Genomic DNA, 24,631 nt, shown 5'->3' on the forward strand with positions numbered 1-24,631 from the left:
TAAATTATATATTATAAAAAAAAATAATTTAACCCATATTTAGATCTTGTATCTTTAAAAACTTAATCTTGTGGGAAATTCAAAGATTAATTCAATGCATAACATCAGTTAAAACATGTATTTGAAGAAGTTAAAAGAATTAGTATATTACCGTGCCCAACTTTGCCGCAAGTTCATTTCTCTGGTTTTGAACGACCTGCAAAACCTTTAAGTTAAGAATATATTCTTCGGTCTCGATATCTTCAGGTTTGGCATTATCAAAAAAGTGTTTAAGCTCTTCAATCACTTTTTTACTTTTCTTGAGCTGCAGTCTTAGTATAGCATTGGTAGCATCTCTAACATAATTTTCATCGGGCATCTTTTGGGTCTGAAGAAACATTTCCCTTTTTTCCCATGAGGCATAGACATAAGGTGTTGCTAATGCTGTGATAGCAAACTCCCGTATTTCTTCATCAGCATGAGATGTAAACCATGAGTGACTTGTTTTTGATCCGCTCAATCGGAAGTTAGAGACTGAAATTAAAATCTTTTTATACATTTCCACATCAAAATAGGACAGCAAATCCAAAGTGTTGTCCAGTATAAAGTCAGCTACGGTAGTATTTTCTGTTTCATCGTACCAAAGGTGTCCGTAATTAATGATAATATCGCAGATCGTTTTCTCCTGCCATGCATCATTGAGCACCAGCATCGGTCCGTTTTCTGATAAGATTTGTTTGGCATTCAGCCAGTCATCTTCACTCCCTGTTTGACTTACCTGATCCTTTAGGTGAGAAGAATCTTTTCTCGATTTGAGTTCCGTCCTTACAACTTTATTGACCTCATTATTGAGCATGGATTCGCTCAAATCGAGCATGGTGCTGCATTGTTTTACATAGAGTGCTCTTTTGAAATTATCAGGAATCCTGGCGATGCTACCAACAATATCCCTAATGACGATTGTCTTTCTGATTGGGTCATTTTCAACTTCTCCAAGTAGTATTCTGGTTTTGAAAAAAACGAAATCTTCTTCATTTTTTTTCAGAAAACTCAGAAATTCTTCTGTTCCTTTAGCTGCCAAAAATGAATCCGGGTCATGGCCTTCAGGAAGCAACACGAGCTTTACATTCATGTCAGACTCCAGTATAAGATCGAGTCCTCTCAGAGCTGCTTTAATACCTGCCGGGTCACCATCATAGATAATTTTGATATTCGGCGTATATCTTTTTATGAGTTTGATCTGCTCCTTGGTGAGAGAAGTACCTGAGGAAGCTACGACATTGGAAATATTGCCCTGATGCAAGGTAATGACATCAGTATAACCTTCGACAAGGATACATTCATCTTCTTTTCTGATTTGTTCTTTTGCAAAATACAGACCATACAAGACAGATCTTTTATTATAGATCTCAGATTCCGGCGAATTGATGTATTTTGGTTGTTTTTTGTCTGAAGACAATGTACGTCCTGCCAACGCCACTACTTTGCCGCTGATATTATGGATTGGAAAAATTACTCTGGCCCTAAAAAAATCAGCATCTGATTTGGTAGTCAGCCCAAGACTATGCAGATGGTCTATATTAAATTTCTTTTCTATAGCTTTACGAGTGAATTCATCTCTCTCCTCAGTAGCATAGCCCAATTGGAATTTTTTAATAGTAGACTCTCTGAAACCCCTTTCTTTAAAATAGGAAAGTCCGATAGCTTTACCTTCAGCTCTGTTGAAAAGTACATCTTCATAGTAATCTCTGGCATATTCATTGACTATATATAGTGAGTCAGTGACTTGTTTTTGCTGGATCTCTTCAGCTGTATTTTCGGTTTCTTCTATCTCGATTCTGTATTTTGATGCCAGAAATTTGATTGCTTCAGGGAAGCTTAGTTTTTCATGATCCATGATAAACCTTACAGGATCTCCACCTTTGCCACAACCAAAACATTTATAGATATTCTTTGAAGGTGATACTGTAAATGAGGGTGTTTTTTCGTCATGAAACGGGCAGTTTCCTATCATATTGACGCCTCTTCTCTTTAGATTAATAAAGTCACTTACCACCTCTTCTACCTTGGCGGTGTTCATCACTTCATTGATTGTTTTCTGAGTTATCATATTAAGGATTAAGGCTTGAATTCCAAGTGTTACCTGATTTCAAGCACATCTTTCATGGCATATATTCCTTTTCTGCCTGGCAACCATTCAGCCGCCAACACAGCTCCAGAAGCAAATCCCTTTCTTGAATGAGCTGTATGTTTTATTTCTATATCATCAATTTCAGATTTGTAACTCACTATATGAGTACCAGCAGCAGGATCTTTTCTTATCGACTCGATAAACAGGTTTCTTGAATTTTTCTCTTCAGGATGCGTAATTGTCCACACCTTTTTTCTGGACAAATTTTCTATGATATCTTTAGCCAGTGAGATGGCAGTCCCACTGGGTTTGTCAATTTTTCCAGTGTGATGTACCTCCTGTATATCTACATCATAAACTTCATATTTTTCCATGAGCGATGCCAGTACTTTATTGATTTCAAAAAAGATGTTGACACCGATACTGAAATTTGAAGCGTAGAGAAAACTTCCGTTTTTACTCAGACAATACTTATCAATTTCTTCCTTTTTATTTAGCCACCCAGTGGTACCTGATATGACGGGAATACCTGCATCGATGCACTGAATGATGTTTTTGTATGCAGACTCGGGAGTGGAAAACTCGATAGCCACATCGGCCCATTGCAGGACTCGGGGATTGAAATCATTTAAGTTTGCGCTTGAAATTTTACAAGTAATGGTATGACCGCGTCTCAATGCAATCTCTTCAATTTCTTTCCCCATGCGCCCATAACCTATAAGTGCTATATTCATATTGTTTATTTATTTAAAATTGCTGTAACAAAAAAGCTTTGGTAAGATAACTCGCGTGAATTATTTGTGGTCTATGATCCTACTCTGGCTTCAAAATAGAATAGCAAAGGTAAAATTTTCAAAATATGTTTTTAACTTTTCTTTGCGTATGTTTCAAATTTCATTATTAGTTTGCTTAGTTCACCTTACAGGATCAATCAGGTGTACTTTTTTCACAAAATTTTGTAAGCAAACTCTTATTTTGAAATATATTTTATACTACAATTTTACAAATCTAAGAGGTTTGCCAACCGGAGAAGCGGGCATAAATGTGTATATTCCACTCTGAAGTTGGTTTACATCGACTTCCAGATAATTTTGCCCGTTGGTAAAGTGACCTTTCATCATTTCTTTTGCGTGTATATCAAGGATTATCCAAGTGTCGGCTTTGATATCTTTTAGCCAATTCAAAGTGAAAAAGTCTTTTACAGGGTTTTGAGATATTTGGAATACATCCTGAATAGTCTTGTCATCAGTATTATTTGTTTTTTGTCTTATTTTATGAATATCGCCCGATGCAAGACTGGCGATATAAAGTTCTTTTTTACGATCTTCACCAAATGACACGTACTCCATATCTGCTCCATCAAGCAATAGATCATTGATCCATGTTCCATTGGAAGATTTGTACAGTGCCCATATTTTGCCGGTACAGAAATCAGTGTAAATATATTTTCCTTCCAAAGTTTTATTTTCTGAACCTCTATATACAAAACCTCCGGTCACAGAACATCCGGTTTCAAAGGTGTTTCGGTACACGAAAACAGGTTTTGTAAATGTGGTATTCGGATTACAACCTGATATGTTGAAATTTGCAAGACCTTCAAAACATCTCCAGCCATAATTAAGTCTTGGAATGTTTATTGGAACCACGTTGATTTCTTCCCACTCATCCTGACCTACATCGGCAATCCACAATTCTTTTGTTACTTCATCCAAACTGTACCTCCATGGATTTCTTAGGCCCAATGCCCAAATCTCAGGTAGTGTATCTGTTGAATTTTTAAAAGGATTGTCATTAGGTATGTTATATGGACCGGATTCGGTATTTATATCCAGTCTTAGCATTTTGCCCAGCAGGCTCTTTGGGTCTTGAGCACGGTTTCCGGGATCTCCACCACTTCCACCATCACCCATACCTATGTAAAGATAACCATCAGTGCCAAATACCAGATCGCCTGCATTGTGGTTAGGGAATGGTTGAGTCACCACTATGATAATTTTTCCTGTAGATGTATCTGCCTGGTCTGGATTATCAGTTTTTACTTTGTACCTTGCTACAGTCGAGTGGCCACTGATATTGGTATAATGGACAAAAAAGTACCCATTATTTTTGTATTCAGGGTGAAAGCACATTCCTAAAAGACCTCTTTCATTAGCAGATGAGTTTACTTTATTTTTTATATCCAGAAAAGGTTCAGTATTGATCTTACCATCACCATGAAGAATACGGATTATTCCGTCCTTTTCAGTGATAAACAATCTCGCATCCTCAGACAAAGTGGAGGAGGAGATATCTACAGGTTTCACAAACCCTCTGCCCGAGAGAATAAGATCAATACCTTGGTTGACAGCCACTAAATGACTTGTCAAAAGAAAAAAAATGATTGTTTTCATTGTTTACGCATTTTGTGAGAATGCTTAAATCATGATCTTTTATATAGGAGTTATTTTCTTTTCTGTGGCCTTGGCCGACTAATTTCAAAGAATATTGGTTTAATGCCATTTATTGGCCAGACTTAAACAATACACAACTGCATTAAATCATAAAAATAAACGCTCTCTGATTTATTGGTGTCATAAAAATATTACTTTTTCTTAATATATTATGAAAAATGCAAAAATTTTCAAATAGAAAAGTACTTTATAATGCTATCTTTGCGTTTTATTTTGAATTCAATATTCTAAAAAATGTCATTATTAATTAAAATACAAATTGTTTTAACTTTTAGCCTTTGTTTGTTTTTTACAGGAAGTGCTCAGAAAGCTGAAGATATCTTGATGAAGGTGGGCAATACGGATGTTACTGTTGGGGAGTTCAGGTATATCTATGAAAAGAATAACGGAGCAAAAGCAAATTATTCAGAAGCCAGCATCAATGAATACTTAGACTTATATACTAAGTTTAAGCTTAAAGTGGAAAAAGCAAAGCAGATACAACTCGACACCATCGAGGCACTCAAAGTTGAACTTGATGGGTATAGAATGCAACTTGCCGGGTCATATTTGATAGATAAAGAAGTTACGGAGTTTTTACTGAAAGAATTGTATGAGAGAATGAAGTTTGATGTAGAATTCAGCCATATTTTTGTACCTGTGGCTGAAAATGCACCCAATAAATCAAGGCAAGATGCGATTGAAAAACTGAGAGATGTCAGGAATAAAATATTTTCAGGAACTTTAACATTTGAGAATGCTGTATCTGCATGGTCTGATGATAGGGCTACTGCTGCCAATGGAGGGTCTATGGGGTACTTTACAGCTAAACTGCCTTCAGGCTTCTATGAGTTGGAGAGTGCTATTTACCAAATTCCCGTGGGAAGTGTGTCAGATGTAATACAAACAAAAATAGGATATCATCTTGTAAAAGTGACTAACAAAAGGCCTTCTCGAGGTCTGATAGAAGTAGCCCATATACTTATAGAAACCCCGGGACAAGAGAAAGCTGAAAATATCTACAATCAATTGAAGAGTGGAAGTAAATTTGAAGATCTTTTAGCCTTACATTCTATTGATAAAACCTACAGCGGCGCTGGCGGCAAATTGCCTGTCTTTGGAATCAATACTTATGATGTGAAGTTCGAAGATGCTGCATTTGCACTTGTTAACCCCGGAGATATATCCAAACCGGTTCTTACTAATTCAGGATGGCATATCATCAAGCTCATCAATAAACTTAAACCCGATACTTATGAGATTTTTGTAAAAAAAATGAAGTCTCAAATCAATAAAGATGAACGATTTAATGCGGCCAAGTTTAAGCTCATAGAAGATAGTAAAAAAGCATCTGGTTATAAAACTGATACAAAAGAACTTTCTGCTTTTACTTCAAAGCTCAATGACGAATTTTATTCTTACAAATGGTCACCTGATTCAACCTTGAGAAGCGATAAGATTTTGTTTTCATTTGGAGGCAATACAAGGTACAGTATTAAGGAATTTGCTGACTACTGTAAAAAAAATTCAAAAACCAGACTAAAATATGATAATACCAAACCGCTGAATGAAACTGTAAACGAATTATTTACAGATTATGTCAATCAAAAGGCTTTGGAATATGAGGAAAAGAACCTTCCGGTCAAATATCCTGATTTTAAGTCATTGATGCGGGAATATGAAGAAGGAATTTTGCTATTTGAAATCACCCGAATGCACGTCTGGGATAAAGCCAATCAAGACACATCAGGACTTAAATTGTTCTTTCAAAATCACCAGAAATTATATAATTGGCCTGAAAGAGCGACCTTAGCAACCATTAATATAAAGAGTGTAGACAAATCAGAAATTGAAAAAATTTATGATTTTGCAAATAAAAATGATATCAATGCTATTCAAAAAAAGTATAGTGATAAACCTGAACTGGTAACAATCATTGAATCTTCATGTGAAAGGCAAAGTAAAGATTGTCAAAACCTTCCTTGGCAAAAGGGTGTACTATTACCTTTGGAAATAGCTGATAATGGGTATAAGTTTGTGAAGGTAATTGACATCACCCCACCCAAACCCAAATCGCTTAGTGATGCCAGAGGATATGCAGTAGCTGATTATCAGGATTATCTTGAAAAAGAATGGATTAAGCAATTGACAAAAGAGTTTAAGGTGGTGACCAAACAAGATGTGTTGAAAAAACTAAAAAAATAAGTTTTGAGACGAATTTCAATTTTTATCGCTCTCGTATCGGTCACCATGCTTTCGTGTGAGAATTATTTTAGTTCTGGTACAAAAGATCCGGTTGTTGCAAAAGTAGGAGAAAGAAGATTGTTTTATTCACAACTCAAAGGATTAGTTGTACCAGGTACTATAGCTTCTGACAGCGCAGCCATAGTTGATGGGTTTTTACAGAATTGGATAAGAGAAAATTTGATGATTGTGGAAGCAGAAAAAAATATAGCTGCAGATATTAATTTAAATAAACTTGTGGATGATTACAGATCATCTTTGCTGGTGTATAATTACGAAAAAAAACTGGTAGAGCAGCAATTGGATACTATTGTACTTTTGGCTGATAAAAAATCCTACTATGAAGTCAATAAAAATCTGTATCAATTGTCACACCCAATTGTGAAGTGCCTGATTGCCAAAGTGCCGGAAAGCGTAAAATCATTACAAGCTATCAAATCTGCATTAAATAAGTCAGATTTGACAGAAGCAAATTTTCTTGTGAAGGAAAACGCAGTTTACTTTAATGGTGATATCGATCTATGGATGTCAGTGGAAGACTTGAAGTCTTTAATACCTGACGGAATGATTCAAACGGAACAAATATCTACTGGTAAAATATTTCAAAAAAGAGACAATAAGCATGAATTTTTTGTTAAAATTTTGGGTCATTACGACGAAAAAGAAATTCCGCCGTTTGAGTATATTGATAGTAAAATCACTAAATCAATTCTTAGTGAAAGAAAAAATACCTTATTGAAGCAATACCGGACAACTCTGTATGATCAGGGAGGTCAAAGCGGTGCTTTTGAAATCTTCGATTTTCAACAAAATTAAGTATTAATTAAAAAATATAATAACTGATGCAACATATTCGAAATACTTTTTTCTTATTTATCCTGTTTTCCTTATGTGGGATAAACGCTTTTAGCCAGGATAAGTTAATAGACAAAGTAATCGCCAAAGTAGGTAGTGAACATATACTGCTTTCTGATGTCGAAGAGGAATTTTCATACGCAAAAACTAAAGATCCTGGTCTGAGTGATGATATCAAGTGTATCATTCTGGACAATATGATTGCTCAAAAATTGGTCATTTATTACGGTAAAGTAGATAGCGTGGAGCTTTCTGACGAAGAAGTTGAAACTCAGTTGGATTACAGATTTGAATCTATACTCAGACAAATGAACGGCGATGAAGCTTTTTTTGAGGATTATTATGGTGCCAATATTTCAGAAATGAAAGAAAGATTCAGAGATGATCAAAAGCATAAGATTCTGGCAGAAAAGATGCAAATGAAGCTCATTTCTGAGGTAGATATTACACCGAAAGAAGTTGAAAAGTTTTATAGAAGTGTTCCTGTCGATTCATTGCCTTATTTTAAATCCGAGATGGAAATATCAGAAATCATCATGACTCCTAAAGTCAATGCCGTCGAAAAACAAAAAGCGCTTGATAAAATCACGACCCTACGTCAAAAAGTCATATCAGGAGAGATGAGCTTTGCTGATGCTGCTTCAAAAAATTCTCAGGATCCGGGATCTGCGGCAAGGGGAGGTGATTTGGGGTTTGCCAAAAGAGGCGTTTACGTGCCTGAATTTGAGGCTACGGTTTTTTCACTCGGTAAAGATGAAATTTCAGAGGTGATTGAAACCGAGTTTGGATTTCATTTTATTCAGATGACAGAAAGGAGAGGCAATACAGTCAAAGCTAAACATGTACTGATAAAACCTGAAATAACATCTCAAGATCTCGACATAGCTAAAGCCCTGATGGATTCGATTAGAAGGGTAATTTTAGTTGATTCACTGAAGTTTGAGTCAGCCGTCAAAAAATACTCTATGAAAAACCTCCCATCATATAGCAACGGAGGTAGGGTCAAAAATCCACAAACCAATAATACTTTTTTTGCAGCGGATGATCTTGACCCTGATAGTTACTTTGCAATATTTGAATTAAAGCCCGGAGAAATATCTAAACCACTCGAAATTCAGCTACCGGATGGCCAAAAGGCATACAGGCTTATACAACTCAACACCATCTCGAAGCCTCACAAAGCGAACCTTAAAGAAGATTATGACAAATTAGCGCAGTTTGCCAAAGAAAGCAAAAAAAATGAATATTTTATGAAGTGGCTTGGGAAAAAACGCGCCCAAACATTCATCTATATAGATCCGATATTTGAAAAATGTAATTTAACAGGAAAAAAGGGAGTGCAGCCCTAAGAAATGAAAGAAGTGGAGAATACCGGGCTCGAACCGGTGACCTCTACGCTGCCAGCGTAGCGCTCTAGCCAACTGAGCTAATTCCCCTAACTTTTGATTGGCGTGCAAAAGTAATAATTTTTATATTATCTAATTACTGCTTCTGTATAATATTTCATTAGTATTCTCCTAAAATATTTAGGAGAAGGGCGATTAATGATTAATGGCACCCAAAATGATGGCAGGAAAAATGAGTGGCGTAGCCGCAATGTAAGGTATTGAGACCAACATATTTGGTAGATTGTGATACTTCAGTACCTTGGATATATCATGAAGACTATTTGTATCAACAAAGTATTTGGGATCAAAAGTTATGTTGAGATATTTGAATATACGTTGTATCATACCTATTGTTTCTACTTCATCTCCTTCAACACCATGTCAAGCACATCATGGAGCATCGGGTCTGAGGTCCTGGGGCATTTTCGAGCATGATGCGGCCTTCAGGATCAAGGAGGATATAATGTGGTATGGACTTGATATTGAGCTGGCGGCATAGATCCGAATCAAAACCTTCATGCATGATGTAATTGTCCCAGTACATATTTTCTTTTTCGATGATTTTTTCCACTTGTCGGTAGCGGCTGATCCATCGAGCGATATGGATACTACTTTGAGACCATGGTAGCGGTATTTATCTTGGATATCAGCGAGTGCTGGCATGGCATATAGACATGGTTGACACCAGGTGGCCCAGAGGTCGATGTAGGTCTAAGCACCTTTTATGCTATCCAGATTTAAATTTTCCACTAGTGCATTTTGGCAAATTATAGATAAGAATTGCCGATGTTTTTCTTCAATAAGTGTTGTATCTTTTCCGTTTTTCAATAGAAGATCATCCAAGGTGATTTCTTCAATACTGGAATTTTTTAAATTTAAATTATTTTCATTTGATTTTTTTATATCCAAATTATTGGGAGTTTTTGAAATTAATGAGAAGTCAAAATCCTTTGAACAGGGATTTTTTTTTTTTTTTTTTTTTTTTTTTTTTTTTTTTTTTTTTTTTTTTTTTTTTTTTTTTTTTTTTTTTTTTTTTTTTTTTTTTTTTTTTTTTTTTTTTTTTTTTTTTTTTTTTTTTTTTTTTTTTTTTTTTTGTTTTTTTTTTTTTTTTTTTTTTTTTTTTTTTTTTTTTTTTTTTTTTTTTTTTTTTTTTTTTTTTTTTTTTTTTTTTTTTTTTTTTTTTTTTTTTTTTTTTTTTTTTTTTTTTTTTTTTTTTTTTTTTTTTTTTTTTTGAAAATCAAACCATTTTCATTAAATACATCTGAGAATAAGTATCCATATTTATTTTGGCTAAATTGTCTCTTTTTATCAATATATAAAGTAAAAATCGTCTCCTTTGTAGGTGTAGTTCCAGAATACACATCGGTTGTAATACCAGTTATCATTTCTTCTTTGCGGACATAGTCAAATTTTTTAACTTCATTGATTGCTGTCTTAATTTTCATTTTTAGCATTCGCTCACCTTTTGACGGAATATACATATTATTTTTAAGTTGGTAGTTAGTCCAGCTTTTTTCACCTTTAATGTATGTCAAAATTAGAGTATCTGCACAAATTTTATATTTCTTTAAAGTAATTAATGATTCTTCGTAAGGAATATCACCATAAACCGACCCGTAAGTGCTTAACTGCTTGTTATATAATTCTTTTGACTTTTCATTGTATATTTCGTTTTCTTCAACATATATAATGCCATTATACACTTGTCCGGATAACAATACTGTCCAGCAAAATAGAATCACAAATGTAAAACACTTCATAATTATTATTTAAAAGAAGAGTTATTTCTTCGGAAATTTAAAAAATAGTTACCACAAAGAAATAACTCTATAATTTATAATAATCTTATTGGTGATGATAGCAATACCAACCTAAATTCCCTTGATAATCATACCCTTGACATGAAATAGGAGGTACGTTTAAAACAGCTAAATATTGAGCGGGATTATTCTGTTGTAAATGAGACAAAACAGCAGGAACATCATCGCACATAATTCCTCCATTAATTTTATTCAGTCCACCTTCTTTCTTCACTTCATACCCCTTAAAATCTTTTAAACTTAACATAATAATACAAATTTAAATAAAATTTTGAATAATACACATCGCTCTTTTGTCGCCATGAAAAAAAAATCCCCACAGCGGGGTTTGAGGCAGCTATCCCCGGACTTGCAAATCTGATGCAATAATAAAGGCTCTCACTGCAAAAAAAAAACGTGCAGTGAGAAAATTTTCTATAAAAAAAATATTTTCAAAAAATAATATAATGTTACTTTTTCAGGCATATGCCACTTTTATATGTGCAAAGTCGATAAATGAAGGCACTATTTTACCATTTATCATGATCGTCGGATAAGTTGTTATCTTATTTTCTTGAAAGAACTTATCATTCTCTTCTATGGCATGTTTACCATATATTTTGTTGTTTTCAGAGATATTATCTGTATTTTTTCCGATCTTCCAGCCAGAAAATATATCTAAAGCGGAAAGTATCTGAATTGAATGACATGCAGCAGAAAATTTATACATCATATGCTGGTGGTATGGTGTATCGTCATATTTGATGAATATTTGCAAACCTGCTTCTTCATTCATCATCACTAAGTAAGCCGACAGTCTAAATGCATGAATTTTTTTGCAAAATATTTTAAGAAAGCAGCTACTATATTTGTTGTTCTGTCTTCTTCATTGGATACAGTAATAACCATAATCGAACTCAACTTTTTTATTTAAAATATAATTTATTACTATCCAAAATTTTAAATGTTTTAAATCCATATTTAGTATATTCCAATAAACTGTTATTTGATTTGTCCTCCATAGATATGAAACTGTAGACTGTATTTAATCTAAAATCTTTATTCTTAAAATAATAAAAAATAATTTTTTTTCAAGATCACTAATTGGTTCTAAAAAATATTTTTTTCTATTTTTATTGACTTGGTTTATTTTTTTTTCATCACAACGTAAAAGCACATTATTGATTTGGGCATAAATAATTTGATTCCAATAATGACATCCAAAATTTAAAGTAGAATCAGATACAAGTCCTGAAAAAAAACTGAGTTTCATAGGATGCATTTTCCCTTCAAAAACGGCCTTTTTTAAATTTGGTAAAAATTGATCACCATTTCCTGCTTTAAATTGGTGAAGGAGCATTAAATCAAGAGGATTATTGTGCCTAAAAAAAGTATCATTTCTAACCCATATTCCTATTTGAGCATCGTGTGGATAACCTTTGCTTTCTAATAAATTAACTAACATAGGTTGAATTTGGTCATCTATTTTTTTCATAGTAATCGTATCGTAGATGAATCTGCTATTTTGATCTAACTCAAATAGTGAATCGATTGTCTTCCTATAAACTGAATCATAATTAGCCTGATAATATGTATTGAATTTTAAATAATTTTTTTCGATAAATCTTTTCCAAATAGGATTTTCAACAATGTTTCCAAATTTATTTTGTTTAAAAAAATTTGAGTTAGCCCCTCTTTTGATCAAAAGTTCTCCATAGTACTGATATAAAAGACTATCTTTTAAATAAATAGCACAAACAAATGCATTTTGCAAGTCATATGAATTTGGGTTCATTAATTTAAACGACTTTAAAAAGTATTGAGAAGCATTTTTGATCTTGCCTTCAACTATTGCAAGTTCCGCCTTATTAACTAAGCAATAATACTTTTTCACTTTACGCTCTTGAGCAAAAAGTGAAAAACATAACAACATAAACATTAATCCTAAACCATGCTTCATAGTTTAATATTTAACAGTGCCTTATTATTGATAAAATGTAAAAATATGTTAAAATTATAATGTTAAGAAATGTTTAGATAAAATCAAAGGGATTTGGGATTAGATTTTATAATCAATTCATTTAAATCCTTCAATTACTGTCATTTTACTTACCGATTATATTTTTTAACAAAACTTTAAAATTGACATATTCTAATATGTACATTCAAACATATTAAAACATGTCAATTTAACGCTTTAAGCACAATTAATAGTCGACTTGGTACCATTATCATCCCACAGATCCATTGTACAATCATCATTTTCATAATCCATTTGATAATGAACTCCATTTCGTGTATGTGAAGAAGTATAGTTGCCGCCTCCATTGATTAATTTAGTATTTCTTTCGCTCAACTTAACTTCATAAAATCTTTTAAACTTAACATAATAATACAAATTTAATTAAAAATTGAATAATACACCTCGCTCTTTTGACGCTATGAAAATAAATTTTCCTCACAGCAGGGTTTGAGGCAGCTATCCCCGGACTTGCTTTTTCCATGGTTTTTTTTCACTTGTCCGAAGCTGCCTAAATGTAAATCCATGGCAGTATAAAATTACTATTTTATCATATCTTTTATTAATTTTTTCAAAGTTGGATCGTTTGGTTTGGGGGCATTCGCAAATTGTAGTTTACCGTTTTTATCAAAAATCATATATCTTGGGATTTCATTTATCTTCATAGACTCCATAAACGCAGATGAACCTGTATAGTTACCCCCAAAAATCGGACAGCAAGTTAAATAAATTTTTTTACACTAAATTTGCTGTTTATGACAAAGAGAAAATTAACATCAGTATTTAAGAGCAAGGTGGTTTTAGAGGCTCTTAGTGAGCGATACAGCTTATCTGAGTTAGCTCAAAGACATCAGGTTGCACCTACTCAAATTTCGACATGGAAGAAAGAATTTCTGAGTAACGCATCGGGTTTTCGAAAAAGTACCTCCAAGACCACAGAATCTGTGCCAACGGATCGGGATGAACTATTAAGGACAATCGGGAACAGAAGGTTGAAATTGACTTTTTAAAAAAGTTTAAAGAGACTGGGGTTGAACATCGCCATTAATTCAAAGGATCATCCCGGGAAAGTATTTCGCACCAGTGCAAATTGCTTGGTATAAACCGAAGTACTTACTATTATACTCCAATAGCGGAAGCTGCACTGAATCTGAGCTCATGCGGCTCATGGATGAGCACTATCTGCTGCATCCATACAAGGCGTGCCACGGATGTATATATGGCTGAAGATGGACAAAGGCTACCAGATCAATATAAAACGAATAGAACGTCTGTATTATAATCTGATGGGACTTAGAGCCATAGTACCAGGTCCATACTTCGAAACGGCATCCTGAACATGCTGTATCCCTATTTGCTTAGGAATGTGGAAATTACCAACCTATCAAGTATGGGCTACCGACATCAATATGATGCTGTGGTTATTTGTATCTGATGGCCGTTATAGATGTGCACAGTCGCTTTATTTTAAGCTGGGATATATCCAACACGATGGATGCGACTTGGTGTGCTGGTCTAGTTCAGAATAGTATAACACGTTGGGGAATACCGCAAATAATTAATACAGATCAGGGGTCACAGTTTACGGCTGCTGAGTTCCTGCCAGGTACTGGACAATGGTATCAAACTGAGTATGGATGGCAGGGCCATAGACAACATCTTTATAGAGCGATTCTGGCGGACACTAAAGTATGAACACGGTATTTGAATCGACAAGTGATGGGAAGGAATTATATAAAGGAATTGATACATATATGAATTATTACATATGGAAAGAAGGCATGAGTCATTAAACTATTGCACACCTTATTCACAATACCAACAAAAAAACAAATAAAATAAAATGAGCAAAATAAGGCATTCTAAGAGTTATCCACATATCTTTGTTTTGTTAACAAAGAAAGAAAAAAGTAAAAAGAAAGAAACATATAATAATAAATAATAATATATTTATTATAAATTAAGATTAAACTGTCCGAACATTGGGGGTAGCTATACCTGAATTGGAAGCAAAATATGATTGTTCTAAATACTTATTTTTTCTTAAGAATCTCCTCCATTTAACTTCAGAATCTTTTACTGCAATGCAAATAACCTGAAATTTATTTTTATCAAAATGAGTAGATAGCTTGTAGCTAAGCGGTAATGACTCAATACACGGTCCACACCATGTAGCCCAAAAATCAACATAACTTACCTTGCCCGATTTTATTACTTTATCAAAATCAACTTCTTGGTTATTGAAATTTTTTAACCACAGTGAGGTGGAGAAACTTTCATCAATATTATACTTATTTTTCAAATACTCTATATAAAAGGTATCTTTGGGCTCCGAATACACTTTAAGATAATCATCAAAATATGATAATTTCTGGGTGTAACTAGTATGTTGACAAAGTTCATCCAAACAGAATCTATGTTTTAGTTGGTTTTCAAGGGATTTTGGAAGGATTCTAAACTTTTTATAGACTTTTTCAATGTTGTAACTCGAATTTTGCAAAAGTGACTTCAAAAATTGCTTTCGAAGTATGAGGTAATCTTGAGCGTTTTGGTATGCAAAATCATATAATATATGTTGTTGTTCTTTAATAAAAAAGGTATCTCCAATCAAATTTTGTGAATAAATTTTATTGAATTGACTTGTATAAATTCTTCTTGAATCTTCTGAACTTTCATTATTTATATATTTAGAAATAAATCCTTTTTGATCTCTAATTGCAAAATTGAGAGAATCCAGATCGATATAGTCTTTTTCAAGGCGACTTAGCGCTTTATTTTTCCTAATTTCATTAATAGAATGATATATTTTTACATAACTATAATCTCTCAACATGCACAAAGGATTAATCCTGTCAAATTCAAACTCCTTGTATAATAAAAATTGAATGTTTTGTAATGAATCAAAATATTGATGTTTCATGCCTGAGATTGGTTGGGATAAAATATATGGGATATTGTTATCTGTTTTTATCGTGTAAGTTTTGTCGGGAGACAACCAGAAATAAAAAAAGTCTACACCATTAACACCGATTCCAAGTTGCAGTTTTTTATCATGATGTTCAATAATCAAGGTGTCTATACCTTCAGAAGAAACTGCTACCGTTTGAAAAATAAGATTAGAGTCAATATAAAAAATAGGATCAGAAAAATCAGCAAAATTGGTCGTTATTATACCTGACTTTTTCACAAAAGTGGTATTTAAATTCACATGATCAAATATAATTTTATATTGATTTTTTATATTTGGAAGATTCTCTTTTTCCTTGTATGAACATGTACTACCAATTAATGCAAAAAAAAAGGCAATAAATATAATTTGGGGAAAAACAAAATATTTTGACTTGAGTACTCATAAGATAAATTTAGCCTTATTCCTTATTTTATCTAAGACCATCCTGCCTTTTATAGTTGCGTCAGTTCTATTTCTTAAAGTGGACAGAAAATATTCTCCGAAAAACTTAAAAAATAAATCATAATATATTTTAAATTAAATAATTATCATGATAAATTTCCGCAATCAATTTTCTAATAGTATGAAAAAAAAAAAGCCCGCATTTTACCCTTTCATATACATCCTGAATCCGTTGCCGTGGATATTCTCTATTTCGATATTTTTATCTTTGCTGAGATATTTGCGTATTTTTGTGATAAATACATCCATACTTCTCGCTGTAAAATAATTGTCATCCTGCCAAATCTTGGTAAGGGCTTCAGATCTCTGGAGCACATCATTCATGCGGAAACAGAACAGTCTCAACAATTGTGCTTCTTTAGGTGACAATTTATCGTTTGTGCCATCAGGCTTATAGGTGAGAATTCGTAATGCATAGTCAAAATGGTAGTCACCAATTAAAAATTCTCTTTGGTTTTCAGGATTTTCTTCTGGTTTTGAATTGCGACGCATCACCGCTTTGACCCTGAACAATAATTCTTCTGAATTGAATGGTTTGGTGATGTAGTCATCGGCACCCAATTTGAACCCTTCCAAAACATCTTCTTTGAGCGTCTTTGCTGTCAAAAATATTATCGGCGTCTCTTTATTGAATGTTCTGATTTCTGTTGCCATATTGAATCCATCTTTTTTGGGCATCATCACATCCGAAATACACAGATCATAATGGCTTTTTCTGAATGCTTCAATGCCCGCCTCTCCGTCAGTTGCCAATGTTACTTCATAATCATGCATCTCGAGATAAGATTTGAGTACATCTCCAAAATTCTGATCATCCTCCACCAATAAAATTTTGTTATTCATAAAACAGATTTTTATATTTTAAAATATAGTATTTATACAGTATATTACAATTTATTTTGAATTTTGTTTTGAAGGCAATATTACGGTAAATGCACTTCCTTTGCCCGTTTCACTTTTTACTGACACTTTGCCATGATGGGCTTCTACCATCGCTTTTACATAACTCAGGCCCAGACCAAATCCTTTGACATTATGTATATTGCCGGTATGGACTCTATAAAATTTTTCAAAAATATTTTTTAAGGCGTCTTTTGACATTCCTATGCCATTATCTGCAATAGTGAATTCTATCCCACCTTTTACATTTCTGGTGCTGATGACAATTTCAGGATTTTGAGGGGTATATTTTTCAGCATTGTCTAAGAGATTGTTGATGATGCCGGATATATGTGTGATGTCTCCGGTGATCTCAGCATTGGTTGCTTCCAATTGTGTACTGATACTGCCCCCTTTAGCCTGTACTTTTAGTTCTGCATTGACTACAGCGTCCCTGATGATATCATGTAGATCAAACGGATGAAACTTTAGTTCTACATTTTGTTTCTCTATTTGTGCCATTTGAAGTACTTTTTCTACCTGGCTGAGCATACGTTTATTCTCTTGTTTGATGATGTTGATAAATCGTATGATTTTGTCTTTATTTTCCAGTATAGTAGGACTAAGGATGGAGTCTGATGCAAGTGATATTGTAGCTATGGGTGTTTTAAATTCATGAGTCATATTATTGATAAAATCGGTTTTCATTTCGGAAACCTTTTTTTGGTGAAAAATGACCCAAATAGTATAGGAAAAGCAAAGAAGTATAAGACCTGTAAAAACTGTCGAACTCAGGAGGATGCCGATCACATTGGACCATAAAAATCGGCTTTTGCCTGGAAAATACAGGTTTAGGTGGCCGGGATCATTGATTTCATCAGAGAAAAGCGAAATCTTGTATTCAGCTTTATAGAGTGGGTTCATGGCTGCCACATTGCTTGATTTGGTAGTATCACCTATGGTCGCAGTATAGTTGCCATTTTCTATAAAATAGGCTTTGTCTCTATTGGAGTACACCCCATATTCATAGGGCAAATCGATATCTTTTGATTCCAGCTCTATTTGTAGATTTTTGTCTAAGGTCTCTATGTTGATATTTTCAAGGAGCTGATAAGGGTCATATATAAATGATCTGTATTCTATGTCCTTTATCCTTTGGCTTAGTTCAACATTGTTTTTAGAGATATCTTCGAGTATGAGATCGTTAAGTACACTTTTGGGCTCGCGTATTTTTTTTTCATAAAATAGCTTTTCTGCTTCAGTTTCTGCATCAGAAATCAGTCTTTTTTTGACATTGTTGAGAGCGAGTGTTACTTTGTCATTGAAGTTTTTTTCATCCAGATCTACTGCGCGCTTTATCCAAAAAAACTGTATTACCCCTACACCTACAAGTGAAAGCGTCATGATGATGATGATGGTCCAGATGGCATTTTTAGTCATGGCTACAAATATAGTTGAAGAATTCCAACACATTTTTGTTTTAACAACAAATTAACTCATAAGCGGCAGGTTTTGTTTTACAGTTAGGCATTTATATATGCTAATAAGTATTGATGTATGTATACATCCCTTTTCAATATGACAACAATCATTGGCTAATCATATTTATTAGAATGCTGCCATGACAAACCTCATTAAATATTTTTAGAAAATTTGTATTAAAATCATCAAATTTGCATTTTAAATCAAAGGACATGCTGAGACTTATCGCCAGATTTTTTTTATGGTTATGGGGTTTTAAAGTGGTAGGAGACCCTGAAAAAACACCTAAAAAGGTGTATGTTGTTTATCCTCACACGTCCAATTGGGATTTTCCACTTGGCATCTTGCTGAAATTCGGTATGCCTATCAATGTTAATTATGTAGGTAAAGAATCACTTTTCAAATGGCCCTGGGGTTGGTTGTTCCGGTGGCTTGGCGGCATTCCGGTAGACCGGAAAAAAAGTACCAATTTTGTGGATATGATGGCAGATTTGTTTCAAAAATATGATAGACTTGCTATCACCGTTGCTCCTGAAGGTACCAGAAAACGAGTACAAAAGTTCAGAACTGGCTTTTATTATATAGCGAACAAGGCAAAAGTACCTTTGATTTTGGTAAAATTTGATTTTGGACATAAACTTGTCGAATTTAGCGAACCATTTTATACCACAGGGGTTTATTCTGATGATCTGAAGTTGATCATTAATCACTTCAAAGGAGTCAAAGGGTACAACCCTGAATTGGCTTGTCAATGGGAAGACGAAGATTTATAATTTTAGAACACCAAATGCCACCGTTTAAATGGAATGTAAAATTTGGAAATGACCAATTCATGAACAAAGATTTTATATTCACATCTAAGTAGAGCCGATTTTTATTGATTAAAATAGTGACCTATCTTTTTATGTGCATTTACATACAAACTTAATCACTATCAACTTTTAATTATTTTCATGCAACGTTTATTTATATATTTTGGACTGATTTCAGTATCGGTTTTATTTCTCTCCAATGCAGGTGGTGTACCTCAAGGCGTGACAGGCTCGATCACGGAGGCTTCTCACAACTCATGCGGCACTTGTCACTCTCAAGGTAATTTTGATGTGACTATAGATTTTAAAGTATTAGATAAAGACAAACAGCAGGTTACAACATATACTCCTGGCGAAACATATACCATTAACCTTAAGGTCAACGCCAATAATAATCCTAAATCATATGGCTTTCAGCTTACTGCAATTGAAGAAAATACCAAAGAAGATGCAGGAGTCTGGGATCGATATGGTGAAAAGGTGAAACCGGTCAATTTGACCATTTTGCAAAAACAAAGGAGATACCTCAATCAATCAGATCATAAAACTGATGGATTCTTTACTGCAGAGTGGAAAGCTCCCGGCACTGATAAAGGCAATATTGTTTTTTACTATGCCGGACTTGCTGTCAATCTCAATGGAAATACTTCAGGAGACAAACATACCAAAGGCCAATTCATATTAAATGGTAAAACAACATCAATCGAAGATAAACCTATCGATACGAAGATGTTATTATACCCAAATCCTGCCGGAAATCAACTGCAAGTACCATCTGATCTGATCACACAAATTGACTTTATTGATCCATCATGCCTTCTGAAAGTCCATCTTTCTGTGGAAAACGGTATCGTGAATATCTCAAGTTTACCTTCCGGACTTTATATTTGTCAGATGAAAGACCAACAGGCTCAGGTTATTTCTACTCAACAATTGATAAAACTATAAAAGCAAAGTTTTAAAAAAATGAAAACTGAGAAGTACAAGATCGCAATGGTATCCTATCTTAATTCAAAACCATTTGAATACGGGCTTTTAAATCATGATTATGCTTCTTATTTTGATATTATAACTGCTGACCCTGCCACATGTGCCAGATTATTTGAAGAAAAAAAAGTGGATATTTCACTCATTCCTGCGGGGGCGCTGCATGATCTGAAGGATGAACATATGCTGATTAGCGATTTTTGTATAGGATGTGACGGTGAAGTACGTACTGTCGGACTTTTTCAAATGTCCCTTTGAATCAAGGGAGAAGATTAGTGGCTGATCATCATTCAAGGACATCTGTTTTGTTATCGCTGGTCTTGCTAAAGGAAGTTTTCAATATGGAGATACCTGTACTGGTCGCTGACATCAATCAAGTTGACATAAAAGAAGATGACATCGTACTCATGATCGGAGATAAAGTTTTTGAAAAAGAATATGAATACCAATATAAAGCTGACTTAGGTGGGATATGGAAACAATATACTCATTTGCCATTTGTATTTGCTGTCTGGGCCGCTGATAAGAATTTGCCTATGGAAGCTATAGAAATGCTCAATGATTCACTTTTACATGGGATAAACCACATTGACAAAATAATCGAAGCTCAAAGCTATGAAAATCTGGATTTGTACTATTATTATAAAAAAAATATAAGTTACATAATGGATAGTGATAAAAAATCAGCACTCAAACTATTTTTACATAAGTCGGCACCTTATCATCAATCACTGTTAGTGGCGGAGCGACGGGAGTGAATGATATCGAAAAAATTTCAATTTTACCTAATTGGTTAGCTCTACTTTCTCAAATTACGTTTGTTCGTCGTAGCTTCCAGCTACGATGCAATATAGACAGGCATCTTGCCTGAATCGCGAAATAATAAAATGGTGATTTTTAATTTGAAGCGAAAAAATGAAATACACCCAAAAAAATTCAATTTTACCTAATTGATTATCTCTGCTTTGTCAAATTATACGGATTTTCCGATTGAATGGAAACTGTTGGGTTAACCCGACAGTTGTGATCCTAATTTGCCCAACCAATTAACTTTAACAATGAAAAAATATCATGGTGTGTATAACAAATTGCACAAATTCATATTTTCCTCCCCGCTACCCTCATTCCCTAAAGAGCCTGTCAAGCTACGCTTGAGACGCCCCACCCTTTATCATTCTTCAGACATCTGATCTCCCCTTCAGGGGCCTTCAGGGGTCGGGGGTAAATTGATGAAATATTCCTTATAGACACATTCTCAAAAGTGCCGTTTGCTCGTTTTCATTCTTACCCTAAAAGAAGTGCAATATGTTATACACACAATATCATGTTTCCTGTAGATTACTTTTTGATGAAAATGTACTTGACTTAGATTTTTGAAGGTGACCAATTAGAATTATCTCAATGATGCACTTAAGGGTTCTTTATAAACTTAGCCGTATAACTCTTTCCTGCTGACAATACCCTGACTACATAAAAACCACTTTGGTAGTCTTCTATGTTGTGTTTTATAAGCGTCTCAGGATGGCTAAATATTTTTCTTTCTATAAGTCTCCCCTGGATATCAAAGATATGTATTTCATCAAGGAAAATCTGATTTTCTGATGATATAAAAATTTCCTGATGAGCCGGGTTTGGAAGTATTTTCAAAGGATTGTTGTCATCAGTATGAATAACTGAAGATATTAATGATAAAGACTTTTTAACTGCTGCCAGTGCATCTATACGTCCATAACCATAGACGGGGTTTGGAATCTGGCTTCCCGGAATCTGGTTGCATATCTGATCAGAAGTTCTGCGGACTGCCGTTGATTCGATGATATCTTCTATGATGTTTACTTTTCCTGCCAATGATGGGTTTGCAGAAATCATCAACGCCACAACACCGGCTACATGAGGTCCGGCCATGCTGGTACCGTTGAATGAAGCAAATCCGCCATTTCTGATGACTGATCTGACACCTACACCAGGAGCGGAGACATTGGGCTTGATGCGAAAACTACTATCTATGACCACAGGACCACGACTGCTAAAACCTGCAATTAAGTCGTTTCTGTCAGTAGCGCCTACAGAAAATGATGGCTCAAAAAAACCCGGCGGACCCGTGACAGTTCCGCATGCAGATCCACTATTTCCAGCAGAAACCACCACAACAATGCCGGAAGCTTTTAAATTTTTTACTACTTCTTCCATCATTTTGAAATTGGATGGGTTGCATCCTTCTTCTGTAGAACAATACCACGAATTATTGATGACGTGCGGAGATCTGGCAGGGTCTGCATTTTTGCCATTTTGGTCGTATGGGGCTAATAACCATTCAAAGCACTCAATATAAGTAGAAGGTTGTCCCCATCCTCTGTCCATATTGCGACATGCTATCCACTTGGATTCCGGCGAAACGCCTATTTTATTATTGTCATCTTCTCCCACCATAGTACCCATAGTATGCGTTCCATGATTATTGTCATCGCAAGGTTCTTTTGTACTGTATCCACATGGATTCAATAGAGAATCCGGAAATTTTGGATTATTTTTTTTAATAGCATCATGCCAATGATAAGAGTGGCTGACATTAAGCGAGTCTGTATACCCTCTGTATTGTTTTTTTAGCGGGCTGACATCCCAGTCATAACCTGTATCCTGACCACCTACAACCACACCTTTGCCTCTGTAGCCCAGCAGCCAAACACTATCTGCCTTTATAGTTTTTATACCCCATTCCGGTTCAGGCATACGCACAGATTCAGCGTTTTTAGTAATACTGTAATCCAGCATTTTGATGGGACTATTATCTATGATCTGTTCCACGTCTGCTCTGGCTGCCAGTGTCATCATAGTGCTGTAATCTGATTTTACTTTGATCGCATTTGTGATTATGAACGATTGGAAGGGGATTTTATTTATTATAAGGAATTCAATTACAGGTCTTTGGGTTTTATTAGCATTACTTAGAAGTGCGTCGTACACAAATTTGCCTTTTTCATTTTTTGATAAGAAATCGGGAGTTGTAGAAAATACGACCCTATCTTTCATCAATACTAAATATTCATTGGATGGAGTAGATCGATACTTTTCAAGAAGGGATTTATCTACTTTGGCCGAAGGATCGCTTGCAATAATAGTGGTTTGTAAAGCCAAAAAAATTGCAGAGAATACTAATATTCGTAATGTCATGAGTTTATTCCGGATTTTAAGAATGAACAATTACAGCAGGATATAGTTGAGCGACAAAGGGGAATAAAGTGATTTTCAGGATTTTTAATCATTCTTTCATTCAGATTTTTCATCTTTATGATTGTTCATAGTTATTTATAAAGATTGATATTTAAAAAAAAATGCATATATGTATTTTTTTCTTAAATTTTAATCTAAATTTAAAAAAGAAAACTTATCTTTGCGCTCCATTTCAGAAATGTTATAAAATTAAAGATCATGAATTTAATAAGTTACGTTCACGAACAATTGACTCCGAAGAAAGAATATCCTTCTTTCAGACCTGGAGATAATATATCAGTGAGTTATAAAATCATAGAAGGAGCCAAAGAAAGAATTCAGGTTTTCCGTGGTGATGTGATACAAATCAATGGCGAAGGTCCTACAAAAACCTTTACAGTCAGGAAAATTTCCAATGGGGTAGGAGTAGAGAGGATTATTCCTTTTTCTTCACCTGCGATTGCCGAAATTGAAGTACTGAAAAGAGGAAAAGTGAGAAGAGCTAAACTTTACTATCTCAGAGCACTTACCGGTAAAAAAGCAAAAATCAAAGAAAGAAGATACGTCGCAAAAGCGTAGTTTTTATTCTCAGATATCATACAATCAAAGGGGATTCAGATTAATTTTGGATCCCCTTTGCTGTTTTGAGTTTAAATACGAAAAAAAACGACTACATGTGGAATCCAACTTTTTTAATAATTGTTTAGGTAGTCTATTTATTGCAAAAATATCAGCATTAATTTTCAAATTGGTTTTTTTTAAGGGGTTTAAGCCACTTAGGGTTGATCTGTTTTCTTTTAGTGAATTACCTGAATAAATACCTTTTTAATAATTAACATTTGAATTGTGCTTTCTTTTCCAAATTAATGTTTAATTGCAGCTATGAAATTGTTGTTTTTAGAATAAAATTTGCTTTATTATGATTTTTATCATTCTTTGATATGACTAATTCCATATTTCAGATTTCAGATATTTTCTTACTTTTGACCTTGAAACAATCATAA

At 34.1% G+C, this 24,631-nt stretch carries 26 protein-coding genes and 1 tRNA gene; 11 read left to right on the forward strand and 16 right to left on the reverse strand.

Going from position 1 to position 24,631, the window contains the following annotated elements:
• Positions 1-139 precede the first annotated feature (139 nt).
• The 3 genes from dnaG to IPK35_10535 all read right to left on the reverse strand — a co-directional run bounded on the left by dnaG (position 140) and on the right by IPK35_10535 (position 4,500).
• Positions 140-2,089, reverse strand: coding sequence for a DNA primase (dnaG, locus tag IPK35_10525; GenBank protein MBK8053680.1), 1,950 nt, complete (start codon positions 2,087-2,089; stop codon positions 140-142).
• Positions 2,090-2,118: 29 nt separating this feature from the next.
• Positions 2,119-2,844 carry a 4-hydroxy-tetrahydrodipicolinate reductase gene (dapB, locus tag IPK35_10530; protein ID MBK8053681.1) on the reverse strand — a complete coding sequence of 242 codons (726 nt, stop codon included), beginning with the start codon at positions 2,842-2,844 and terminating at the stop codon, positions 2,119-2,121.
• 258 nt (positions 2,845-3,102) lie between these two features.
• Entirely contained in the window at positions 3,103-4,500 is a 1,398-nt protein-coding gene (locus tag IPK35_10535; GenBank protein MBK8053682.1) for a PQQ-dependent sugar dehydrogenase, read from the reverse strand.
• A 294-nt stretch (positions 4,501-4,794) separates the two neighbouring features.
• Here IPK35_10535 and IPK35_10540 point away from each other — a divergent pair, with 294 nt between their 5' ends.
• From IPK35_10540 to IPK35_10550, 3 genes are read left to right on the forward strand one after another with little or no spacing between them, the layout of a single operon-like run.
• Entirely contained in the window at positions 4,795-6,744 is a 1,950-nt protein-coding gene (locus tag IPK35_10540) for a peptidylprolyl isomerase (protein ID MBK8053683.1), read from the forward strand.
• Between the two features lie 3 nt (positions 6,745-6,747).
• On the forward strand, positions 6,748-7,599 hold the full coding sequence (locus IPK35_10545) for a hypothetical protein (GenBank protein ID MBK8053684.1): 852 nt from the start codon (positions 6,748-6,750) through the stop codon (positions 7,597-7,599).
• Between the two features lie 26 nt (positions 7,600-7,625).
• Positions 7,626-8,987 carry a peptidylprolyl isomerase gene (locus tag IPK35_10550; GenBank protein MBK8053685.1) on the forward strand — a complete coding sequence of 454 codons (1,362 nt, stop codon included), beginning with the start codon at positions 7,626-7,628 and terminating at the stop codon, positions 8,985-8,987.
• A gap of 13 nt (positions 8,988-9,000) precedes the next feature.
• Here IPK35_10550 and IPK35_10555 read toward each other — a convergent pair.
• The 9 genes from IPK35_10555 to IPK35_10595 all read right to left on the reverse strand — a co-directional run bounded on the left by IPK35_10555 (position 9,001) and on the right by IPK35_10595 (position 13,223).
• Positions 9,001-9,074 (reverse strand) — tRNA-Ala (locus IPK35_10555).
• Positions 9,075-9,179: 105 nt separating this feature from the next.
• A complete protein-coding gene (locus tag IPK35_10560; protein ID MBK8053686.1) occupies positions 9,180-9,371 on the reverse strand; it encodes a hypothetical protein in 192 nt (63 codons plus the stop codon).
• A 45-nt stretch (positions 9,372-9,416) separates the two neighbouring features.
• Complete coding sequence (locus IPK35_10565) at positions 9,417-9,689, reverse strand: hypothetical protein (GenBank protein MBK8053687.1); 273 nt, start codon at positions 9,687-9,689, stop codon at positions 9,417-9,419.
• Positions 9,690-9,737: 48 nt separating this feature from the next.
• Positions 9,738-9,935 carry a hypothetical protein gene (locus IPK35_10570; protein MBK8053688.1) on the reverse strand — a complete coding sequence of 66 codons (198 nt, stop codon included), beginning with the start codon at positions 9,933-9,935 and terminating at the stop codon, positions 9,738-9,740.
• 20 nt (positions 9,936-9,955) lie between these two features.
• On the reverse strand, positions 9,956-10,786 hold the full coding sequence (locus IPK35_10575; protein MBK8053689.1) for a hypothetical protein: 831 nt from the start codon (positions 10,784-10,786) through the stop codon (positions 9,956-9,958).
• 85 nt (positions 10,787-10,871) lie between these two features.
• Positions 10,872-11,093 carry a hypothetical protein gene (locus tag IPK35_10580; protein MBK8053690.1) on the reverse strand — a complete coding sequence of 74 codons (222 nt, stop codon included), beginning with the start codon at positions 11,091-11,093 and terminating at the stop codon, positions 10,872-10,874.
• A 210-nt stretch (positions 11,094-11,303) separates the two neighbouring features.
• Positions 11,304-11,624, reverse strand: a complete 321-nt coding sequence (locus IPK35_10585) for a hypothetical protein (protein MBK8053691.1) — start codon at positions 11,622-11,624, stop codon at positions 11,304-11,306.
• Between the two features lie 246 nt (positions 11,625-11,870).
• The gene (locus IPK35_10590; protein ID MBK8053692.1) at positions 11,871-12,785 is read right to left on the reverse strand and encodes a hypothetical protein; all 915 of its coding nucleotides are present in this window, start codon (positions 12,783-12,785) and stop codon (positions 11,871-11,873) included.
• 237 nt (positions 12,786-13,022) lie between these two features.
• On the reverse strand, positions 13,023-13,223 hold the full coding sequence (locus IPK35_10595) for a hypothetical protein (GenBank protein MBK8053693.1): 201 nt from the start codon (positions 13,221-13,223) through the stop codon (positions 13,023-13,025).
• 377 nt (positions 13,224-13,600) lie between these two features.
• Here IPK35_10595 and IPK35_10600 point away from each other — a divergent pair, with 377 nt between their 5' ends.
• The 3 genes from IPK35_10600 (at position 13,601) to IPK35_10610 (ending at position 14,540) form a co-directional block, all read left to right on the forward strand.
• A complete protein-coding gene (locus IPK35_10600; GenBank protein MBK8053694.1) occupies positions 13,601-13,855 on the forward strand; it encodes a transposase in 255 nt (84 codons plus the stop codon).
• A 201-nt stretch (positions 13,856-14,056) separates the two neighbouring features.
• Complete coding sequence (locus IPK35_10605) at positions 14,057-14,182, forward strand: transposase (protein MBK8053695.1); 126 nt, start codon at positions 14,057-14,059, stop codon at positions 14,180-14,182.
• A gap of 97 nt (positions 14,183-14,279) precedes the next feature.
• Positions 14,280-14,540 (forward strand): transposase family protein, encoded by a 261-nt coding sequence (locus IPK35_10610; protein ID MBK8053696.1) that lies wholly within the window; start codon positions 14,280-14,282, stop codon positions 14,538-14,540.
• A gap of 271 nt (positions 14,541-14,811) precedes the next feature.
• On the opposite strand, the gene IPK35_10615 is transcribed toward IPK35_10610, so the two are convergent.
• The 3 genes from IPK35_10615 to IPK35_10625 all read right to left on the reverse strand — a co-directional run bounded on the left by IPK35_10615 (position 14,812) and on the right by IPK35_10625 (position 18,609).
• Positions 14,812-16,032 (reverse strand): TlpA family protein disulfide reductase, encoded by a 1,221-nt coding sequence (locus IPK35_10615; protein MBK8053697.1) that lies wholly within the window; start codon positions 16,030-16,032, stop codon positions 14,812-14,814.
• Positions 16,033-16,401: 369 nt separating this feature from the next.
• A complete protein-coding gene (locus IPK35_10620; protein ID MBK8053698.1) occupies positions 16,402-17,100 on the reverse strand; it encodes a response regulator transcription factor in 699 nt (232 codons plus the stop codon).
• A 51-nt stretch (positions 17,101-17,151) separates the two neighbouring features.
• Entirely contained in the window at positions 17,152-18,609 is a 1,458-nt protein-coding gene (locus IPK35_10625; GenBank protein ID MBK8053699.1) for a HAMP domain-containing histidine kinase, read from the reverse strand.
• Between the two features lie 221 nt (positions 18,610-18,830).
• Between IPK35_10625 and IPK35_10630 the strand changes: the two genes are divergently transcribed.
• The 4 genes from IPK35_10630 (at position 18,831) to IPK35_10645 (ending at position 21,175) form a co-directional block, all read left to right on the forward strand.
• Complete coding sequence (locus IPK35_10630; GenBank protein MBK8053700.1) at positions 18,831-19,391, forward strand: 1-acyl-sn-glycerol-3-phosphate acyltransferase; 561 nt, start codon at positions 18,831-18,833, stop codon at positions 19,389-19,391.
• Positions 19,392-19,571: 180 nt separating this feature from the next.
• Positions 19,572-20,378: a hypothetical protein gene (locus IPK35_10635; GenBank protein ID MBK8053701.1), complete on the forward strand. Its 807-nt coding sequence runs from the start codon at positions 19,572-19,574 to the stop codon at positions 20,376-20,378.
• 18 nt (positions 20,379-20,396) lie between these two features.
• On the forward strand, positions 20,397-20,675 hold the full coding sequence (locus IPK35_10640) for a hypothetical protein (GenBank protein MBK8053702.1): 279 nt from the start codon (positions 20,397-20,399) through the stop codon (positions 20,673-20,675).
• Positions 20,672-21,175: a hypothetical protein gene (locus tag IPK35_10645; GenBank protein ID MBK8053703.1), complete on the forward strand. Its 504-nt coding sequence runs from the start codon at positions 20,672-20,674 to the stop codon at positions 21,173-21,175. The genes IPK35_10640 and IPK35_10645 overlap by 4 nt, the downstream gene beginning before the upstream one ends.
• A 652-nt stretch (positions 21,176-21,827) precedes the next feature.
• Here IPK35_10645 and IPK35_10650 read toward each other — a convergent pair.
• On the reverse strand, positions 21,828-23,588 hold the full coding sequence (locus tag IPK35_10650) for a S8 family serine peptidase (protein ID MBK8053704.1): 1,761 nt from the start codon (positions 23,586-23,588) through the stop codon (positions 21,828-21,830).
• Positions 23,589-23,843: 255 nt separating this feature from the next.
• Between IPK35_10650 and rplS the strand changes: the two genes are divergently transcribed.
• A complete protein-coding gene (gene rplS / locus IPK35_10655; GenBank protein ID MBK8053705.1) occupies positions 23,844-24,206 on the forward strand; it encodes a 50S ribosomal protein L19 in 363 nt (120 codons plus the stop codon).
• Positions 24,207-24,631: the final 425 nt, after the last annotated feature.

This window comes from Saprospiraceae bacterium, from assembly GCA_016713025.1.
Taxonomy (GTDB): domain Bacteria; phylum Bacteroidota; class Bacteroidia; order Chitinophagales; family Saprospiraceae; genus OLB9.

What these genes read in the sequence shown, in the direction of transcription:
- dnaG (MBK8053680.1), bottom strand. Translation starts at nt 2,089, where the DNA reads ATGATAACTCAGAAAACAATCAATGAAGTGATGAACACCGCCAAGGTA.
- dapB (MBK8053681.1), bottom strand. Translation starts at nt 2,844, where the DNA reads ATGAATATAGCACTTATAGGTTATGGGCGCATGGGGAAAGAAATTGAA.
- IPK35_10535 (MBK8053682.1), bottom strand. Translation starts at nt 4,500, where the DNA reads ATGAAAACAATCATTTTTTTTCTTTTGACAAGTCATTTAGTGGCTGTC.
- IPK35_10540 (MBK8053683.1), top strand. Translation starts at nt 4,795, where the DNA reads ATGTCATTATTAATTAAAATACAAATTGTTTTAACTTTTAGCCTTTGT.
- IPK35_10550 (MBK8053685.1), top strand. Translation starts at nt 7,626, where the DNA reads ATGCAACATATTCGAAATACTTTTTTCTTATTTATCCTGTTTTCCTTA.
- IPK35_10560 (MBK8053686.1), bottom strand. Translation starts at nt 9,371, where the DNA reads ATGATACAACGTATATTCAAATATCTCAACATAACTTTTGATCCCAAA.
- IPK35_10565 (MBK8053687.1), bottom strand. Translation starts at nt 9,689, where the DNA reads ATGCCAGCACTCGCTGATATCCAAGATAAATACCGCTACCATGGTCTC.
- IPK35_10575 (MBK8053689.1), bottom strand. Translation starts at nt 10,786, where the DNA reads ATGAAGTGTTTTACATTTGTGATTCTATTTTGCTGGACAGTATTGTTA.
- IPK35_10580 (MBK8053690.1), bottom strand. Translation starts at nt 11,093, where the DNA reads ATGTTAAGTTTAAAAGATTTTAAGGGGTATGAAGTGAAGAAAGAAGGT.
- IPK35_10585 (MBK8053691.1), bottom strand. Translation starts at nt 11,624, where the DNA reads ATGATGAATGAAGAAGCAGGTTTGCAAATATTCATCAAATATGACGAT.
- IPK35_10590 (MBK8053692.1), bottom strand. Translation starts at nt 12,785, where the DNA reads ATGAAGCATGGTTTAGGATTAATGTTTATGTTGTTATGTTTTTCACTT.
- IPK35_10600 (MBK8053694.1), top strand. Translation starts at nt 13,601, where the DNA reads ATGACAAAGAGAAAATTAACATCAGTATTTAAGAGCAAGGTGGTTTTA.
- IPK35_10605 (MBK8053695.1), top strand. Translation starts at nt 14,057, where the DNA reads ATGTATATATGGCTGAAGATGGACAAAGGCTACCAGATCAATATAAAA.
- IPK35_10610 (MBK8053696.1), top strand. Translation starts at nt 14,280, where the DNA reads ATGGCCGTTATAGATGTGCACAGTCGCTTTATTTTAAGCTGGGATATA.
- IPK35_10620 (MBK8053698.1), bottom strand. Translation starts at nt 17,100, where the DNA reads ATGAATAACAAAATTTTATTGGTGGAGGATGATCAGAATTTTGGAGAT.
- IPK35_10625 (MBK8053699.1), bottom strand. Translation starts at nt 18,609, where the DNA reads ATGTGTTGGAATTCTTCAACTATATTTGTAGCCATGACTAAAAATGCC.
- IPK35_10630 (MBK8053700.1), top strand. Translation starts at nt 18,831, where the DNA reads ATGCTGAGACTTATCGCCAGATTTTTTTTATGGTTATGGGGTTTTAAA.
- IPK35_10635 (MBK8053701.1), top strand. Translation starts at nt 19,572, where the DNA reads ATGCAACGTTTATTTATATATTTTGGACTGATTTCAGTATCGGTTTTA.
- IPK35_10640 (MBK8053702.1), top strand. Translation starts at nt 20,397, where the DNA reads ATGAAAACTGAGAAGTACAAGATCGCAATGGTATCCTATCTTAATTCA.
- IPK35_10650 (MBK8053704.1), bottom strand. Translation starts at nt 23,588, where the DNA reads ATGACATTACGAATATTAGTATTCTCTGCAATTTTTTTGGCTTTACAA.